The sequence below is a fragment of the Streptosporangium fragile genome (assembly GCF_039534445.1).
In the GTDB taxonomy this organism is placed as follows: Bacteria; Actinomycetota; Actinomycetes; order Streptosporangiales; family Streptosporangiaceae; genus Streptosporangium; species Streptosporangium fragile.
Genome location: NZ_BAAAVI010000016.1, coordinates 16381 through 32232 on the forward strand (window position 1 = coordinate 16381; position 15852 = coordinate 32232).

The following is a 15852-nucleotide window of genomic DNA, read 5'->3' on the forward strand; positions in this document are numbered from 1 at the left end:
GGCTGTCGCCACGCGCTTCCCCGGAGGGGACGACGGATACCGTCACGCGCCCGCCGGAGGCGTCACCCCGCGTCGGCCCGGGTCACCCGGCGAGGACCTTGACGACCCCGGTGAGCGCGAGCTGGACCAACGCCAGCGGGACGAGGCCGACCCAGGCGAGTTTCTGCAGCTGGTCCTCGCGGAGCCTGGGGTAGCTGACCCGGAGCCAGATGACCACGAAGACGAGCAGGAAGACCTTCAGCACCATCCACACCGGCCCCGGCAGGAAGGGCCCCTGCCAGCCGCCCAGGAAGAGCACGCTGGTGAGCGCGGAGACCACGATGATCCCGGCGTACTCGGCGAGCATGAACAGGGCGAACCGGATGCCGGTGTACTCGGTCATCGGGCCCATGATGATCTCGGAGTCGGCGATCGGCATGTCGAACGGCGGGCGGCGCAGCTCGGCGAGCCCCGCGACGAAGAAGACCACGCCGCCGATCGCCTGCCAGGGCAGCCACCACCACTGCCACGCCTCCACGATGCCCGGCAGGGAGAGCGTTCCGGCGGCCATCGCCACGCTGGAGGCCGCCAGGACCAGCGGCAGCTCGTACGACATGAGCTGGGCCGCCGAGCGCATGCCGCCCAGGACCGAGTACTTGTTGCCCGACGCCCATCCGGCCATGATCGAGCCGAGCACGCCGACGCCCATCACGGCGAGGACGAAGAACAGGCCGGCGTCCAGGTCGACCCCGACCAGCCCGGGGCCGACGGGGATGACCACCATGACCACGAGGTAGGGGATCAGCGCCACGCCGGGGGCCAGGGCGAAGACCTTCCGGTCGGCGGCGGCCGGGATCACCTCCTCCTTCTGGACGAACTTGACCCCGTCGGCGATGAGCTGCGCCCAGCCGTGGAAGCCGCCGGCGTACATCGGACCGAGACGGGCCTGCATGTGCGCCATGACCTTGTGCTCCATCTGCCCGGCGACCAATGGCAGCACCAGGAAGACCGCGACGATCGCGACGAGCCGGACCGCGGCGTCGAGCACCTCAGGCATCACGTCCACGCCCCCAGTCGGCGGGCACGCCGGGCGGGAGCGTCTTGCGGCGGCTCGGCGAGCCGTGATCGGACTCGCCGGGCTCCTTGGCCCCCGGCCAGGCCTTGGCCACCCGGGCGGCCAGCACGAAGTCCTTGCGCAGCGGGAAGCCCTCGAACCCCTCGGGCAGCAGCAGCGGGACCAGGTTCGGATGGCCCTCGAAGACGACGCCGAACATCTCGAAGGTCTCGCGTTCGTGCCAGTCCGCGCCGCGGAAGACACCGACGGCGCTCGGCAGCCGCGGGTCGGCGCGCGGCACCCGGGTGCGAAGCAGCAGGTGGGCGTGGGAGACCGGGTCGAAGACGTGGGCGACGACGGCGAACTCCGCGGGCGGCTCGTCCACCGCGGTCAGCCAGTCGAAGAACTCGTAGCCCCGGGCGCGGGCGAACTCCAGCAGGTCGATCCAGTCGACGGGGGCGACGTCGACCGTGATCTCGCCGAAGGACTCCGACAGGCGGGCGCGCTCGCCGTACCGCTCCGCGATCGCGTCATCGATCGTGCCGCCGCTCATGCCACCGCCCACTCCCTCGGCCGCGCCACTCCCGCCGCGCGTACCGCCGCCCGTTTCCCCGGTCGTGTCACCGCCGCTCATGCCACCGCCCGCGCCGCCGGTCGTGTCGCCGATCTCGTCAGGCATAGCGGTCACCCAGGTTCTCGGCGGCGATCTTCTCCTGGAGCATCATGATGCCGTGGAGCAGGGCCTCGGGCCGGGGCGGGCAGCCGGGGACGTAGACGTCGACCGGGATGATCTGGTCGACGCCCTTGGTCACGCAGTAGGAGTCCCAGTACGGGCCGCCGGAGTTGGAGCAGGCGCCGAAGGAGATCACGTATTTCGGGTCGGGCATCTGCTCGTAGAGGCGCCTGACCGCGGGGGCCATCTTGTCGGTCACCGTACCGGAGACGATCATCAGGTCGGCCTGCCGCGGCCCGTTGGCGAAGGGGATGACCCCGAACCTGATGAAGTCGTGCCTGCTCATCGAGGTCGCGATGAACTCGATCGCGCAGCAGGCCAGGCCGAAGTTGAACGCCCACAGTGAGTAGCGCCGTCCCCAGTTGAGGATGAAGCGCATGGGCTTGGGAGCCAGCCGCGAGACCGGCCCCACGGTGGGCATCGGGAGATCCGCCATGACACGCATTCTCCTCCAGAGTCGGCGGCCGCACCCGCCCGGCGGGCCCTCAGGTCCAGGTGAGCACGCGCTTGCGCCACGCGTAAAGGATCCCCAGCGCGATGAAGCCGAGGAAGACGAACATCTCGACCAGCGTGGCCGTCCCGAAGCCGGGGGCGGCGAAGACCGTCGCCCAGGGGAAGAGGAAGACCGCGTCGACCGCGAAGACCACGTACAGGTAGGTGAAGACGTAGTAGCGGATCTGCGACTGGGCCCAGCCCTCGCCCACCGGGTCGACACCGCACTCATATGTGAGCAGCTTTTCAGGGGTCGGACGGCTGGGGCGGAGTGCCCGGTTGACGGCCAGCGCCCCCGTGACGATCACGAGGCCGATCGCGAACAGCGCGAGGACCACCCCGTAAGAGCTGAAATATCCGCCCACGGCCGCTCCTTCCGCGAGTCCTGCCGCGTGAGGGTTTCCCCTCACCTATAGCAGTATCCACCCTTTCCGTCACCCAGCGGAGCCACCAAACTTCCGGCCGATAAAGCCTCCGCCCGGTTAACTTCAAGCCCCGGTAAAACCAGGGTTCCCACATTTAGTGTGACTTTCATGCCCAAAACGCGATTCATCGGAGGAATCGCCTTGGCAGCTGTGACCCTCACCGGTTGCGGCGTGGCCATCGCCTCCCCGAACGCGGACGACCCGGTCCCCGCGGAGCCCACGATGATCAACTACGTGGACCCGTCACTCGTCGCCGGGCTGAGCACGCGCACGCTCTCCGCGGGAGACTCCGGCGGCCGGCGCGTCCACGTCGTCTACCCCTCCCTGGCCGACGCCCCGCGCCTCACCGAGAAACTCCGCCGGACGGTGGCCGGACGGCTCGCGGAGTTCACCGCCCGCCATGCCACGTCGCGCGCCGTGCCCGCCCACGAGTTCAACGTGGACTGGCAGCTGGCCGCCGTGTCCGCCGAGGCGGTGGGGGTACGGCTGCGCGTCGGCGAGTCGGTGGGGTCCGGCTGGGGCGAATCCCGCACCATCGTCTGGTACGACCGGGTGGACAGGCGGGCCATGGACTCGGCCGACCTGCTCAAGAACCGCGCCGCGCTGGCGGCGCTGGCCACGCGGGTCAGGTCCGAGCTGGCCGGGCGGGGGGCGATGGTGAACGCGAACGCGGTCAGACCGGACCCGGCGATGTTCGACTCCATCGGCTTCAACCCGCGCGGTGACCTCGTCGTGGAGTTCGACGACCAGCAGGTGGGACATCGGGCGGCGGGCCGGGTGGCGGTCGCCGTACCCTCCGCCGAGGCCGAGCCGTTGCTCTCGGCGACCGGGCTGCGGGCCCGGCGGGCGGCCGTCGGGACGGCGGAGCCGCGGGTCGCGGCACCGCCCCGGGAGGCGCTCATCGCGGCGAGCACGGACAAGCCTCCGGCGCGGAGCACCAGGGCGGGCAGCCTGGACTGCGCGAAGCTCAAGTGCGTGGCGCTCACCTACGACGACGGCCCCGGCCCCGAGACCGGGCGGCTGCTGGACATCCTCGCCGAGTACGGGGCGAGGGCGACCTTCTTCAGCCTCGGCTCCAACGCCGCGGCCCATCCCGAGCTGCTGCGGCGGATGCGTGACGAGGGCCACCTGGTGGCCAACCACACCTGGTCGCACCGCGACCTCAGCGCGCTGTCCACCGCGATGATCGCCGACCAGCTCACCCGCGCGCAGCACGCGATCACCCAGTCGGTCGGGCAGGTCCCCACCCTGATGCGCCCCCCGTACGGCATGACCGACGAGCAGGTCGCCGCCGTCGCGACCAGGCTGGGCATGTCCGTGGTCCGCTGGAACGTCGACTCCGAGGACCGCGACGCCCCCGACCCCCGGGAGATCGCCCGCCGGGTCGTCGACCGGGCGGAACCCGGGGCGATCATCCTCATGCACGACGTGCACGGTGCTACCGTCGACGCGGCTCCCGAGATCCTGCGGCGCCTGATCGACGAGGGCTACACCCTCGTCACCGTCCCCGAGTTGTACGGGAACCGGGAGATGCAGCCGGGCAGGACGTACGACTCCGGTCCGCGCGATCTCCCGCCGGAAGCGCAGACAATGTCATAACCTGCGGCTATGAGGCCATAGCCGGAGGTGATGAGAGCGGCACCGGGGTGGGACATATAGTTAGGCATCGTGACCCCAACTGTCCTTTTCGGCCGCCTGCACGTCGACCTGTGCCGGCTCGCTGCCGGACTCTGTCGGGCGAACCGCTCGCGATCGTGACTCTCCGTTAGGCCGGGCACCGGCTCTTCCGGGCCCACACGTGGCGCCCGACGCCCGCGTCCCCCAGGGTTCGACTCAGCGGCCGCCGAGGATATGCGACAAATGTCACTTTCCTCCGCCGAGTGGAACGCGAAAAGACTACGCGTGACTCCGAGGATCTAGCATGGAAAAAGGAATGTGCCACCAGCAACGGCGCCATGTCGCGTCGAGGAGGACTGAGCTGTGACCAAGCAGGTTCAGCAACTCGACCGCGTGATCATCCGGTTCGCCGGCGACTCCGGCGACGGCATGCAGCTGACCGGTGATCGCTTCACGGCGGGTACGGCGGAGTTCGGCAACGACCTGTCCACCCTTCCCAACTTCCCCGCCGAGATCCGCGCCCCAGCAGGCACCCTGCCGGGTGTGTCGAGCTTCCAGCTTCACTTCGCCGACCACGACATCCTCACCCCCGGCGACGCCCCCAACGTCCTGGTCGCGATGAACCCCGCCGCGCTGAAGGCCAACCTTCCGGACCTGCCCCGCGGCGCCGACATCATCGCCAACACCGACGAGTTCACCAAGCGCAACCTGCAGAAGGTCGGCTACGACGCCAACCCGCTGGAGGACGGCTCCCTCGCCGAGTGGCGGGTCCACCCGGTGGCGCTGACCTCGCTGACGGTCAAGGCCCTGGAGGGCTTCGAGCTGTCCAAGAAGGACGCCGAGCGGTCGAAGAACATGTTCGCCCTCGGGCTGCTGAGCTGGCTCTACCACCGGCCCACCGAGGCGACCATCCAGTTCCTGGAGAACAAGTTCGCCAAGAAGCCCGACATCGCCAAGGCCAACATCGCGGCCTTCCAGGCGGGCTGGAACTACGGCGAGACCACCGAGTCCTTCTCGGTCTCCTACGAGGTCAAGCCGGCCAAGCTGGCCCCGGGCGTCTACCGCAACATCTCCGGCAACCAGGCCCTGGCCTACGGCCTGATCGCCGCGTCGGTGAAGTCGGGGCTGCCGCTGTTCCTCGGGTCCTACCCGATCACCCCGGCCAGTGACATCCTGCACGAGCTGTCCAAGCACAAGCGGTTCGGCATCCGCACCTTCCAGGCCGAGGACGAGATCGCCGGTGTCGGCGCGGCCCTGGGCGCCTCCTTCGGCGGAGCCCTGGGCGTCACCACGACCTCCGGCCCCGGTGTGGCGCTGAAGGCGGAGACCGTCGGCCTCGCGGTCACCACGGAGCTGCCGCTCATCGTGGTCGACGTGCAGCGCGCCGGCCCCAGCACCGGCATGCCCACCAAGACCGAGCAGACCGACCTGCTGATGGCCATGTTCGGCCGCAACGGCGAGTCGCCGCTGCCGATCGTGGCGCCGGCGACCCCCTCCGACTGCTTCGACGCGGCGGTGGAGGCGGCCAGGATCGCGGTGAAGTACCGCACCCCGGTCATGCTGCTCTCCGACGGCTACCTGGCCAACGGCTCCGAGCCGTGGAAGGTGCCCACCTCGGCCGACCTGCCGGACATCTCCACCGCGTTCGCCGTCGAGCCGAACGGTGAGGACGGGGTCACCTTCCTGCCGTTCAAGCGCGACGCCGAGACCCTCGCCCGCCCCTGGGCGATCCCCGGCACCGCGGGCCTCGAACACCGCATCGGCGGCATCGAGAAGGCCGACGGCACCGGCAACATCTCCTACGACCCCAACAACCACGACAAGATGGTCCGGCTCCGCCAGGCCAAGATCGACGGGATCGCCCAGGACATCCCGCCGCTGGAGGTGGACGACCCCGACGGCGACGCCCGCGTGCTGGTGCTCGGCTGGGGGTCGACGTACGGGCCGATCGCGGCGGCGGCACGGCGGATCAGAGCGGCCGGGGGCAAGGTCGCCCAGGCCCACCTGCGCCACGTCAACCCGCTGCCCGCCAACACCGGCGAGGTGCTGCGCTCCTACGACAAGGTGCTCCTGCCGGAGATCAACCTCGGCCAGCTCGCGCTCCTGCTCCGCGCCCGCTTCCTGGTCGACATCATCAGCTACAACCGCGTACGCGGGCTTCCGTTCAAGGCCGAGGAACTGGCCGGCGTGATCCAGGACGTGATCGACAGTGAGTGAGATCAAGAACGGCAGGGGCCTGTCCCTGGTCCCGAAGTCCGAGGTCAAGCTCGGGATGAAGGACTTCAAGTCCGACCAGGAGGTCCGCTGGTGCCCGGGATGCGGTGACTACGCCATCCTGGCCGCGGTCCAGTCGTTCGTGCCGGAGCTCGGGCTCAAGCGCGAGAACATGGTGTTCGTCTCGGGCATCGGCTGCTCCTCCCGGTTCCCGTACTACATGAACACCTACGGGTTCCACTCGATCCACGGCCGCGCCCCGGCGATCGCCACCGGCCTGGCCGCGTCGCGTCCCGACCTGTCCGTGTGGGTGATCACCGGTGACGGCGACTCGCTGTCCATCGGCGGCAACCACCTCATCCACGCGCTGCGCCGCAATGTCAACCTGAACATCCTGCTGTTCAACAACAGGATCTACGGCCTGACCAAGGGGCAGTACTCCCCGACCTCCGAGGTCGGCAAGATCACGAAGTCCACCCCGATGGGCTCGCTGGACAAGCCGTTCAACCCGGTCTCGCTGGCCATCGGCGCCGAGGCCTCCTTCGTGGCCAGGACCATCGACTCCGACCGCAAGCACCTGCAGTCGGTGCTGCGCGAGGCCGCCGAGCACAACGGCACCTCGCTGGTCGAGATCTACCAGAACTGCAACATCTTCAACGACGGCGCCTTCGACCAGCTGAAGGACCCCGAGCAGCGCGACGACATCACGCTGCGCCTGGAGCACGGCCGGCCGATCGTGTCCGCCTCCAAGGCGGTGCGGCGGGCGGCCGACGGGAGCCTCGAAGTCGTCCCGAGGTCCTCGGTGAGCGAGGACGAGATCCTCGTCCACGACGCCCACCGCGCCGACCCGTCGCTGGCCTTCGCGCTGTCCCGGCTGGACGAGCCCGCCTTCGAGCACGTCCCGATCGGCGTCTTCCGCAGCGTCGACCGCCCCTCCTACGACGAGCTCATGGCCCGGCAGCTGGAGGAGGCCGTCGGCGGCCGCGGCCCCGGCGACCTGGACGACCTGCTGCTGGCCGGAGACACCTGGCGCATCGGCTGACCTGACACGACACCGCACGACGAGGCCCGCTCTCTCCGGAGCGGGCCTCGCTGTCCGTTCCGAGCTGTTCCTATTGGACAGGAGGCACATGCCCGGGTTCGGTATGGAAGATCGCTGGCACGGCAGGTCCGTACTGGTGACGGGGGCCACCGGCTTCATCGGGACCCACCTGGTGCGGCGCCTGCACTCGCTCGGCGCGCGGGTGCACGCGATTAGCCGCCGTCCCCGGGAGAGCGCGGACGGGCAGGCGACCTGGCACGTCGCCGACGTCGGCGACGCGGCCGCGGTCGAGGGGATCGTCCGCGCGGCCCGTCCCGCCGTCGTGTTCCACCTCGCCAGCGAGGTCGCCGGCGCCAGAGACCCGAAGCTCGTCCTGCCGATGCTCGCGAGCAACCTCACCAGTGTGGTCAACCTGCTGACGGCGATCGTCGGCAGCCCGGGAACCCGGATGGTGCTCGCAGGCTCGCTCGAGGAGCTCCGGCCCGAGGAGGGCGGCCGGGCGCCGTCCTCGCCGTACGCGGCGTCGAAGTGGGCCGCCGACGGCTACGCCCGGATGTTCCACCAGCTGTGGGACGTCCAGGTCAGCAACCTGCGGATCGGCATGGTCTACGGGCCGGGACGGCAGGACACCGGGAAGCTGGTCCCCTACGTGGCGCTCTCGCTGCTACGCGGCCGGGAGCCCGACCTCGGCAGCGGCACGCGGCAGCTCGACTGGGTGTACGTCGACGACGTGGTCGACGCCTTCCTCGCGGCGGGCGAGGCGCCCGGCGCGGCGGGCCGGACCCTCGACATCGGCACGGGGGCCGGGACGTCCATCCGCGACACCGTGGAGCTCCTCGGCCGGATCATCGGCGGCCCGGTCCGCCCCCGCTACGGCGCGCTCGCCGACCGCCCGCTGGACAGCGCCAGGATCGCCGACACCGCCCCCGCCGCCGAGATCCTCGGCTGGCGGGCCGGCGTGGGCCTGGAGGAAGGGCTGCGCCGGACCGTGGCCTGGTGCAGGCGGGAGCTCGCCGGCGAGCGAGCCTAGGAGGGCGTGATCCGGTAGACGTGGTAGGAGTACTCGGCGGCGAAGGAGTCGGTGAACCGGCCCCGGGAGTCGACGGGGAGCGTGCGGTTCTCGAAGAGGACCTCGACGCGCCCGGCGCGCACGCCGCGAGGCAGCGTGAAGGTGCGCCTGCCGGGGGACGCGTCCCTTCCGACCATGGCGAAGACGTAGTACGAGCCCCGGTGGTACTTCAGCATGGTGTCGAGCCCTGGGCCGAAGCGGTGCACGTAGGACTGGGTGTTCAGCACCGGCGCCAGCGCCCTGATCCGCCGGTTGATCTCGGCCACCGCCGGTCTGACCTTCTCCCCGCACTTCTCCCGCAGGACGTGCTGGGAGTGACAGGGCCCGCCGAAGTTGTGGTTGAAGTAGACGATCCCCCGGGCCTCGTGGATCAGCGAACTCATCACGGCGCCCGTCACCTGGTACGGCTGGATCGCCCGGGTGTCGTTCTCGGCCGGCCAGCCGACCTCGACGAACCCGTATATCGGCTGGAGGCGGCCGTCCAGCGCGTCGAGCTCGCGCTGGCGATCGACGACCGCGCCGTAGTTGGCGGCCCGGCGGCACCTGGCGGCCGGGATGTTCAGGAAGTTCTGCCCGTCCAGGCAGGCGCTGTCGCTGGTGTACCAGTAGACGTCGGTGGAGACGACGTCGGTGAACCGGTTGACGAACGCGGCGGCGTCCGCGTCCTTCTCCCACATCATCACGCCCTTGCCGTAGTTGGCGTAACGCAGCCGGCCGTCCCCTTCCGGGAACCGGTCCCGCTGCCTGCGCAGCACGGTGAACCCGCACCCGCTGCTCTCGGGGACGCACAGGGGCCCCTCGCCGGGATGGTTGCCGGTCCACTCCGCGTCCCCGGCCTTCGCCCACATGTCGACCTCGTCGTCGAGCAGCCAGCCGACCGTCTCCTTCCCGTGCCCGGGCAGCCGGAGGTTCGTCAACGCCGACATGCCGTTCCTGCGCACCAGCGCCATGTCGGTGGTCTCGGTCAGCTCCACGTAGGTGTTGATCCCGGCCGCCCGGTCCTTGTCCACGTCCGCCTGAGTGATCACGGACTCGAACCAGACACCCACCGGGAAGAACGAAGGACTTGTCCACCCCGCCGCGGTGGGCGCGGCGAACCTCCGGTAGTAGGCGGGGCCGCCCTCCCAGGGAACCCGCACGGCCAGCGAGGCCGGGACGCCCGCCTCCTGACGCCCGGCGGCCCGGGGAGCACCGCCCGGCGAGATCTCCGCGGCCGGGCGCCGGGCCTGATCGGCGGGCGCGCCGACGGAATGGAGCCCGAGCACCGCCATCGCCGCCGAGACCGCCCCCGCCGCGGCCAGCACCAGCAGTGGCCGTCTCACCCCGCGCCGTCTCTCCCGCACCGGTTTTCCGGACCTCATGCTCTCCTCCTCAGCGCGGGTCCGGTGAGGTCTCCGCGAGCGCCATCAGCTGCGCCGCGCGCGACGACCAGGACGCGCCGAGCACGGACCCCCGCATGGCCTCGGCCGGCTGCAGCCCCCCGTCACGGAGTGTCGCACGAATGGCGTCCAGAAAGAGGTCACCGTCGGCGGCGATCCTTACCCGATCGGCATAGTTCATGATTTCCTGAAAACGGGTGCTGACCACCGGTAATCCCAGAGCGAGATATTCCTTGAGTTTGATGGGATTCGAATGCTGAATCCATGAGTTGTCCAGCCAGGGCATGATCGCGACGTCGAAGCCCGAGCCGTATCCCGGTATCTGCTCGTAGGGCCTGAACCCGAGCCAGTGCACGTTCGGATGACGGGTGAGCCGTTCCATCGGGACGGTCGCGGCGCCGACCAGGACCAGCGAGACGTCCGGCAGCTCGACGGCGATCCGTTCGAGCAGGTCGAAGTCCACGAGATAGTCGTCCAGCGCGCCGAAGAAGCCCACCCGCGGGCCCGGGATCCGGCGGATCTCCGCGGGCTGCTCGCTCTCCGGGCGCCGCCGGAAGTGCTCGGTGTCCACGCCGTGGTCGAGGAAGTACGCCCGGTCCCCGGTGACGTCCCTCTCCTCGCCCATCAACGCGGTGCTCACGTAGAGCACGTGGTCGGAGCGCTCCAGCAGGCCGCGTTCCAGGGCCTCGATGGTCGGCCGGTCGGACTCGGGGAACGACGAGTGCCGGTCGGAGCGGTTGAACACCAGCGCCCGCCTGCGCATCGGCCGGACCACGTCCCACGCCGTGGGAATGGTCACCACGATCACCGGCCGGCGCAGCCCGAGCGCCCAGGAGACGGCCCGCACCTGGGCCCGCACCAGCCCCGCGTTCACCCGCCGCGCCAGAGGGGACCCGTAGAAGGGAAGCGGCAGGGGGGACATCACGTAGAAGCCGGGCAGGTCCCGCAACGGCCTCCTGACCAGCATCGCGACGCTGCGCAGTTTGCGGCCGACACGCCGTAGCACCTGCGTGGATCTGCCGGGCGTCGGCATGCGCATGCCGATGCTGTTGACCACGAGGACCCTGCGGCGGGCGGCGACCGACCGCATCAGCTGGAAGTCCGAGTGAGCCCGGTTGTGGTACCACCAGTCCTGCGCCGAGAAGCACACGTAGTCGGGGGAAGCCTCCATCCCGCCCGGCGGGAGCGGCCAGCTGCGCATCACGGCCAGCTCGCGCAGGGCCGCGCGGTGCCGGGCCCCGCCCGCCCTGCCCTTCGCGACCGCGCGCACCAGCTCGTTGACCCCGACCGCCAGCCGCATCAGCTGCCCGCGCGGGCCTCCGTGCCGCTCGCGGTGCATCCGGACGCGGTTGGCGGACGACAGCGCCCACAGGCGGCTGGAGGTGGTCTGCTCGCCGCCGAGGTGCACCGCCTCCGCCCCGGGCTCGTACCGGACCGTGAACCCGCGGTCGCCCGCGCGCAGCATGAACTCGGTTTCCTCCGAGTAGAGGAAGTAGCGCTCGTCCAGGCGGCCGACGGCGTCCAGGCACGCCCGGGAGACCAGCCAGGCGGCGCCGGTCGCCCAGTCGACCGCGTGCGGCCGGCCGTAGGAGGCGGGATCCACGACCAGCCCGCCGAGCGGCGGGATCCGCCCGGCCCGGTGACCGCCCAGCAGCGCCTCGCCGAGCGCCCTCGGCACGGTGGGGCGCCTGCGCAGGGAGAGGTGGAGCTCACCGGTCTCGGCGGTGAGGCGGGGCACCGCGACCCCGGCTCCCCGCACGGCGAGCGCCCGCCGAAGCCGGAGGACCGATCCCGGCGCGAGCCGGATGTCCGGGTTCAGCACCAGCACGTCGCACCCGTCCGCGGCGGCGATGCCGGCGTTCACCCCGGCGGCGAACCCGGCGTTACGGCCCATCTGGACCACCCGGGCCTCGGGCGCCGCCTTCCGCACCCGTTCGAGGGTGTCGTCGGACGAGGCGTTGTCCACCACCACGATCCGGGCCGGGCCGGCGCCGGCCAGCGCGGCGTCGAGCGAGCGCAGGCATCCCTCGACGACCTGGCCGCTCGAATACGTGACGATCACTACGGCGAGCGGAGGCCATGTCCGGTCAGTCATGTCAGAACCGTTTCTGTCGCGGGGACGTTGTGCGGAAGGAACCTGGGGCGGAAGAGGCGGAGACACGGAAGGGACCACGGGACGACGCGGGGACCCGCCACAGCGCGGGACACAGCACGACGCGGGGCCCCGGCACGACGCGGGGACCTCGCCATGGCGCGGGGACCCGCCACAGCGCGGGGACCCGGCGCGAGGCGGGGATCAGGCATGGGAGGAACCGGACGCGCGCCGGGACGCCAGGCGGCCGCGCAGGGCGCCCGCCAGCATGGCGACCGCGAACGGCGCGTCGTCGCGCAGGTAGCGGCGGGCCAGGCGGCGCGGCTCCAGCGCGAGCCGGTACAGCCACTCCGCGCCCACCCGCTGGACCGGCTCGGGCGCGCGGCTGAACCGTCCGGCCGCCATGGGGATCCCCGCCCCGCAGCCGAGATGCCAGGCCCGCGGCAGCGCCACCCGCAGGGCGCGGATGGTCCTCTCCTGCTTGGGGAAACCCAGCCCGGCGAGGACGAGGTCCGGGGCGGCGACGGCGACCTCGGCGACCACCTCGCGCATCCCCTCCGGCGTGGCGTCGAACCCGAAGGGGGGCGAACAGGCACCGGCCACCCGCAGCCCCGGGAAGCGGCCGGCGAGGACCCGCGCGGCGGCCTCCGGCACGCCGGGTTCCCCGCCGAGCAGGTAGACCGAGCGGTTCTCACCCGCGGCGCGCTCGGCCATGGTGTGGACGAGCGAGGCCCCGGTCACCCGGCCGGGCAGCGGCAGACCGGCGAGCCGGGCGGCCCACACCACCGGCATGCCGTCGGCGACCACGATCTCGGAGCGCGCGACCAGCCGGGCGAGGGCGGGATCCCGCGTGGCGGCGCGGACGATGTCCACGTTGGCGGTGACGATCGCGCCGCCGCGTCCCAGGTCCCACTCGCGGGAGACGTGGTCGAGCAGTTCCGCCTCGCTGATCGCCATGATCTCGACAGCGCCGACCCGGACGCGCGCGAACCCCGCCGCGCCGTCCCGGCCCACCGGCCCGTCCGGCGTCACCGCGCACGCCCCGGGCGAGGGAGGACCACCCCGCGGGCCGCCGGGCCGACCGGCGTCTCTCTCCCTTCCCGGTGGCCGCCTCCGGCCATCGGGCGTCCGGGTCCGGCAGGCCGCTGGCCGGGTTCGCGGGGAGTCGGGAGGATGGCGGAATGAGAGTCGAACGCACCGAGATCGATGGGGTTCTGCTGTTCGTTCCCACCCAGCACCGGGACGACCGGGGGCTGTTCACCCGCACCTTCGACGCCGCGCTGGCCGCCGCCCACGGGCTGGAGCCCGCCGCGTTCGTCCAGGACAGTCAGTCCCGCTCCCGCCGGGGCACCATCCGCGCCCTGCACGGCCGCGCCGGCCGGGGAGAGGCCAAGCTCGTCCGGTGCGCCCGCGGCGCCGTGCACGACGTGCTCGTCGACGCCCGGCCCGGTTCCCCGACCTTCGGCCACCAGATGTCGGTCGTTCTCGACGATGAGACCTTCGTCCACCTCTACGTCCCTCCTGGCTTGTTGCACGGCTATCAGGCGCTGACCGAGCAGGCCGACGTCTGCTACCGGATCGACCGGGAACACGACCCCGCCGAGGACGTCTCGGTCCGCTACGACGACCCCGACCTCGGCATCCGGTGGCCGCTGCCGGTCACCGCGATCAGTGAGCGTGATCTGGCAGCGGGCTCCTGGGCGGAGCTGCGCCGCCGGCTGCCGGATTGACCTCCTCCGGCGGCAGGGGTGCCCGGGCCGGCTCCCTCCGGGTGGTGCGCAACAGCGAGCCGGCGGCTCCGATGATGAGGAACGACAACCCGGTCACCGTCGCGAACGAACGCAGGTCGAACGTGGCCGCCCCGACCAGGGGGACCACCAGGCATGCGGCCAGGGTCAGTCCCAGGTCGCGCACCGCGGGGTCGGAGCTGAGGCGGCGGACGCGCAGCGCCGCCCAGATCCCGGTGAGGAAGATCCCGGCGAAGGTGACCAGGCCGATGACGCCGGTCTCCACCAGCGACAGGATGTACTGGTTGTCGAAGATCAGATGTTTGGGCGCGTACCATGTGCCCAGTCCCCGGCCGATCCACGGGTGGTTGCCGATCTCGGCGGCCGCCACCGCGTAGTCGTGCGTCCGGTACTGGATGCTGGAATCGCTGGACAGGCTGGTGAACAGGCCGAGGAACACGCTGAGCAGGCCGGGCACGGCCACCTTCATCACGGCCAGGAAGCCCACGCCGCCCACCGCCGCCCACATCCGCCGCCGCGCGGGCCACCCGGTGACCAGCACCGCGCTCACCACGGCCATTCCGAGGACCGCCGACCGGGACACGGAGAACATCAACCCGGCGCCGATCAGCGCGGCGCACAGCCACCACCGCAGGGAGGGCTCGCCCCGGTCGCGGGCGCCGAACGCGTAGTGCAGCGCGATCGGGATGATCATCGCGCACACGACTCCGAGCTCGATCGGGTGCCCCGTGGTGCCCGCGACCCGGCGCAGGGTGTTCCGCTCGAAGATGGCCGGCAGCTCCGAGGTGAACCGGAACCCGGGGAAGGTGAGGTATTTCGTCAGGTCGAACGCGAGCACGAACTGGAGCGCCGCGATGACCCCGACCGCGGCGCCCGCGACCACGAGGCATCTCAGCACGAAGTCCAGCCGCTCCCGGCCGCGGATGCCGTCGCAGGCGAGGAGCCCGACGCCCACCGTCGCCACGACCAGGACGATGCTGTGGTCGGCCATGTCGAGCTCGTCCGGCGGGAGGTAGGCGGCGGTGGCGTAGCCGTAGGTGGCCAGCATCGCGGCGGTGTACGCGAACAGCGCGGTGCGTACGGGGTTGGGGCCCTTGGCCGCGGCGAGCGTGGTGGTCAGGTGCGCGCAGAACCACCACAGCGCGGCGAAGAGACCGGCCGCGTCGGCGGGGGTGAGGGAGAACGGCAGGCCGCGGAAGACCAGCCGCGCCGGAGCCAGCATCAGGACCATGACGAACACGGCGGCCAGGGTCGCCCCGTCGGCGCTGCGCGGGGCCGGGCGGTCGGGGGGGCCGACGGGCACGGCGCTCACCTCCGCAGGGAGGGTTCGGCGGGCACCTGCCCGGGGTCCCGGGACCGGCCGGGCTCCGGGCCCCCGCGCCTGCGCCTGCGCGCGTCCAGGAAGCTCTCCAGGCTGAACACCGCGGCGAGGCCGGCGAGCACGCAGAGGAGCAGGGCGGCGGCGGCCCCGCGCAGCTTGCCCCCGCGCTGGGGCTGCGGCTCCGTCGGCGGCACCATCTCGCTCATCGTGATGTAGGTCGCCGGGGGCGCGCCGACCAGCCGCTGACGGCCGGCCAGCTCGGTCTTCGCCCGTTCCCGGACGCGCACCACGAGGTCGCGCGCTCCCGCCGGCGAGAGGCTCCTGCCCTCGATGTACACGAACGGCCCGCCGTCCAGCGACTCGGGGTTGGTGCTGCCGTTCGTGACCGTGAAGGTGGTGTCGCCGTCCGGCGGCGCGCCGAGCGCCTCCGCCGTCTCCGGGGTGCTGAGCGCCTGGATGAGGATCGAGGCTGACATGCTCAGGCCCCAGTCGAAGTTCAGCAGGGGGTTGGTCAGCCCGTTGGGCCGGCGCGGGTCGCTCGGCAGGCTCCCGCCGGTGGGCGGCGTGGTCAGCACGAGGACCGAGTTCGAGACGTAGAACGTCGGAATCGACGAGTAGACGCCGACCGCGACGCCGATGGACAGCAGGAACGCCGGCAGGGCGACGTACCATCGCCGTGACACGACG

At 71.5% G+C, this 15852-nt stretch carries 15 protein-coding genes; 6 read left to right on the top strand and 9 right to left on the bottom strand.

The annotated features are described in order from the left end of the window. Nucleotides 1-82: 82 nt before the first annotated feature. The 4 genes from nuoH to ABD841_RS12950 all read right to left on the bottom strand — a co-directional run bounded on the left by nuoH (nt 83) and on the right by ABD841_RS12950 (nt 2623). Nucleotides 83-1036, bottom strand: coding sequence for an NADH-quinone oxidoreductase subunit NuoH (nuoH, locus tag ABD841_RS12935; protein ID WP_344971187.1), 954 nt, complete (start codon nt 1034-1036; stop codon nt 83-85). Continuing rightward, entirely contained in the window at nt 1029-1586 is a 558-nt protein-coding gene (locus tag ABD841_RS12940; RefSeq protein WP_425581983.1) for an NADH-quinone oxidoreductase subunit C, read from the bottom strand. Before ABD841_RS12940 ends, nuoH begins: the two co-directional genes overlap by 8 nt. A 118-nt stretch (nt 1587-1704) precedes the next feature. After that, complete coding sequence (locus tag ABD841_RS12945; RefSeq protein WP_425581981.1) at nt 1705-2202, bottom strand: NADH-quinone oxidoreductase subunit B; 498 nt, start codon at nt 2200-2202, stop codon at nt 1705-1707. Between the two features lie 49 nt (nt 2203-2251). Further along, on the bottom strand, nt 2252-2623 hold the full coding sequence (locus ABD841_RS12950) for an NADH-quinone oxidoreductase subunit A (RefSeq protein WP_344970978.1): 372 nt from the start codon (nt 2621-2623) through the stop codon (nt 2252-2254). 210 nt (nt 2624-2833) lie between these two features. Here ABD841_RS12950 and ABD841_RS12955 point away from each other — a divergent pair, with 210 nt between their 5' ends. The 5 genes from ABD841_RS12955 to ABD841_RS12970 all read left to right on the top strand — a co-directional run bounded on the left by ABD841_RS12955 (nt 2834) and on the right by ABD841_RS12970 (nt 8586). Next, nucleotides 2834-4282: a polysaccharide deacetylase family protein gene (locus tag ABD841_RS12955; protein ID WP_344971191.1), complete on the top strand. Its 1449-nt coding sequence runs from the start codon at nt 2834-2836 to the stop codon at nt 4280-4282. 69 nt (nt 4283-4351) lie between these two features. Beyond that, complete coding sequence (locus ABD841_RS40835; RefSeq protein ID WP_369011196.1) at nt 4352-4441, top strand: putative leader peptide; 90 nt, start codon at nt 4352-4354, stop codon at nt 4439-4441. Between the two features lie 222 nt (nt 4442-4663). After that, the gene (locus tag ABD841_RS12960) at nt 4664-6517 is read left to right on the top strand and encodes a 2-oxoacid:acceptor oxidoreductase subunit alpha (RefSeq protein WP_344970980.1); all 1854 of its coding nucleotides are present in this window, start codon (nt 4664-4666) and stop codon (nt 6515-6517) included. Continuing rightward, nucleotides 6510-7556 (top strand): 2-oxoacid:ferredoxin oxidoreductase subunit beta, encoded by a 1047-nt coding sequence (locus tag ABD841_RS12965; protein WP_344970982.1) that lies wholly within the window; start codon nt 6510-6512, stop codon nt 7554-7556. The genes ABD841_RS12960 and ABD841_RS12965 overlap by 8 nt, the downstream gene beginning before the upstream one ends. A gap of 88 nt (nt 7557-7644) precedes the next feature. After that, entirely contained in the window at nt 7645-8586 is a 942-nt protein-coding gene (locus ABD841_RS12970) for an NAD-dependent epimerase/dehydratase family protein (RefSeq protein WP_344970983.1), read from the top strand. Here ABD841_RS12970 and ABD841_RS12975 read toward each other — a convergent pair. The 3 genes from ABD841_RS12975 to ABD841_RS12985 all read right to left on the bottom strand — a co-directional run bounded on the left by ABD841_RS12975 (nt 8583) and on the right by ABD841_RS12985 (nt 13128). After that, nucleotides 8583-9986, bottom strand: a complete 1404-nt coding sequence (locus ABD841_RS12975) for a hypothetical protein (RefSeq protein ID WP_344970985.1) — start codon at nt 9984-9986, stop codon at nt 8583-8585. The genes ABD841_RS12970 and ABD841_RS12975 overlap by 4 nt on opposite strands. A gap of 10 nt (nt 9987-9996) precedes the next feature. Then, the gene (locus tag ABD841_RS12980) at nt 9997-12099 is read right to left on the bottom strand and encodes a glycosyltransferase (RefSeq protein ID WP_344970987.1); all 2103 of its coding nucleotides are present in this window, start codon (nt 12097-12099) and stop codon (nt 9997-9999) included. Between the two features lie 201 nt (nt 12100-12300). Beyond that, a complete protein-coding gene (locus tag ABD841_RS12985; protein WP_344970989.1) occupies nt 12301-13128 on the bottom strand; it encodes a WecB/TagA/CpsF family glycosyltransferase in 828 nt (275 codons plus the stop codon). 149 nt (nt 13129-13277) lie between these two features. Here ABD841_RS12985 and ABD841_RS12990 point away from each other — a divergent pair, with 149 nt between their 5' ends. After that, the gene (locus ABD841_RS12990; protein WP_344970990.1) at nt 13278-13826 is read left to right on the top strand and encodes a dTDP-4-dehydrorhamnose 3,5-epimerase family protein; all 549 of its coding nucleotides are present in this window, start codon (nt 13278-13280) and stop codon (nt 13824-13826) included. Here ABD841_RS12990 and ABD841_RS12995 read toward each other — a convergent pair. Both ABD841_RS12995 and ABD841_RS13000 read right to left on the bottom strand, forming a co-directional pair. Then, complete coding sequence (locus tag ABD841_RS12995; RefSeq protein ID WP_344970992.1) at nt 13765-15147, bottom strand: O-antigen ligase family protein; 1383 nt, start codon at nt 15145-15147, stop codon at nt 13765-13767. The two genes, ABD841_RS12990 and ABD841_RS12995, sit on opposite strands and share 62 nt — an antisense overlap. 5 nt (nt 15148-15152) lie before the next feature. Next, entirely contained in the window at nt 15153-15848 is a 696-nt protein-coding gene (locus tag ABD841_RS13000) for a hypothetical protein (protein WP_344970993.1), read from the bottom strand. Nucleotides 15849-15852: the final 4 nt, after the last annotated feature.

Bases quoted from the DNA above. Each gene is read 5' to 3' on its own strand.
- ABD841_RS12940 (WP_425581983.1), bottom strand. From the start codon at position 1,586: ATGAGCGGCGGCACGATCGATGACGCGATCGCGGAGCGGTACGGCGAG.
- nuoH (WP_344971187.1), bottom strand. From the start codon at position 1,036: ATGCCTGAGGTGCTCGACGCCGCGGTCCGGCTCGTCGCGATCGTCGCG.
- ABD841_RS12975 (WP_344970985.1), bottom strand. From the start codon at position 9,986: ATGAGGTCCGGAAAACCGGTGCGGGAGAGACGGCGCGGGGTGAGACGG.
- ABD841_RS12970 (WP_344970983.1), top strand. From the start codon at position 7,645: ATGCCCGGGTTCGGTATGGAAGATCGCTGGCACGGCAGGTCCGTACTG.
- ABD841_RS12990 (WP_344970990.1), top strand. From the start codon at position 13,278: ATGAGAGTCGAACGCACCGAGATCGATGGGGTTCTGCTGTTCGTTCCC.
- ABD841_RS12945 (WP_425581981.1), bottom strand. From the start codon at position 2,202: ATGGCGGATCTCCCGATGCCCACCGTGGGGCCGGTCTCGCGGCTGGCT.
- ABD841_RS12980 (WP_344970987.1), bottom strand. From the start codon at position 12,099: ATGACTGACCGGACATGGCCTCCGCTCGCCGTAGTGATCGTCACGTAT.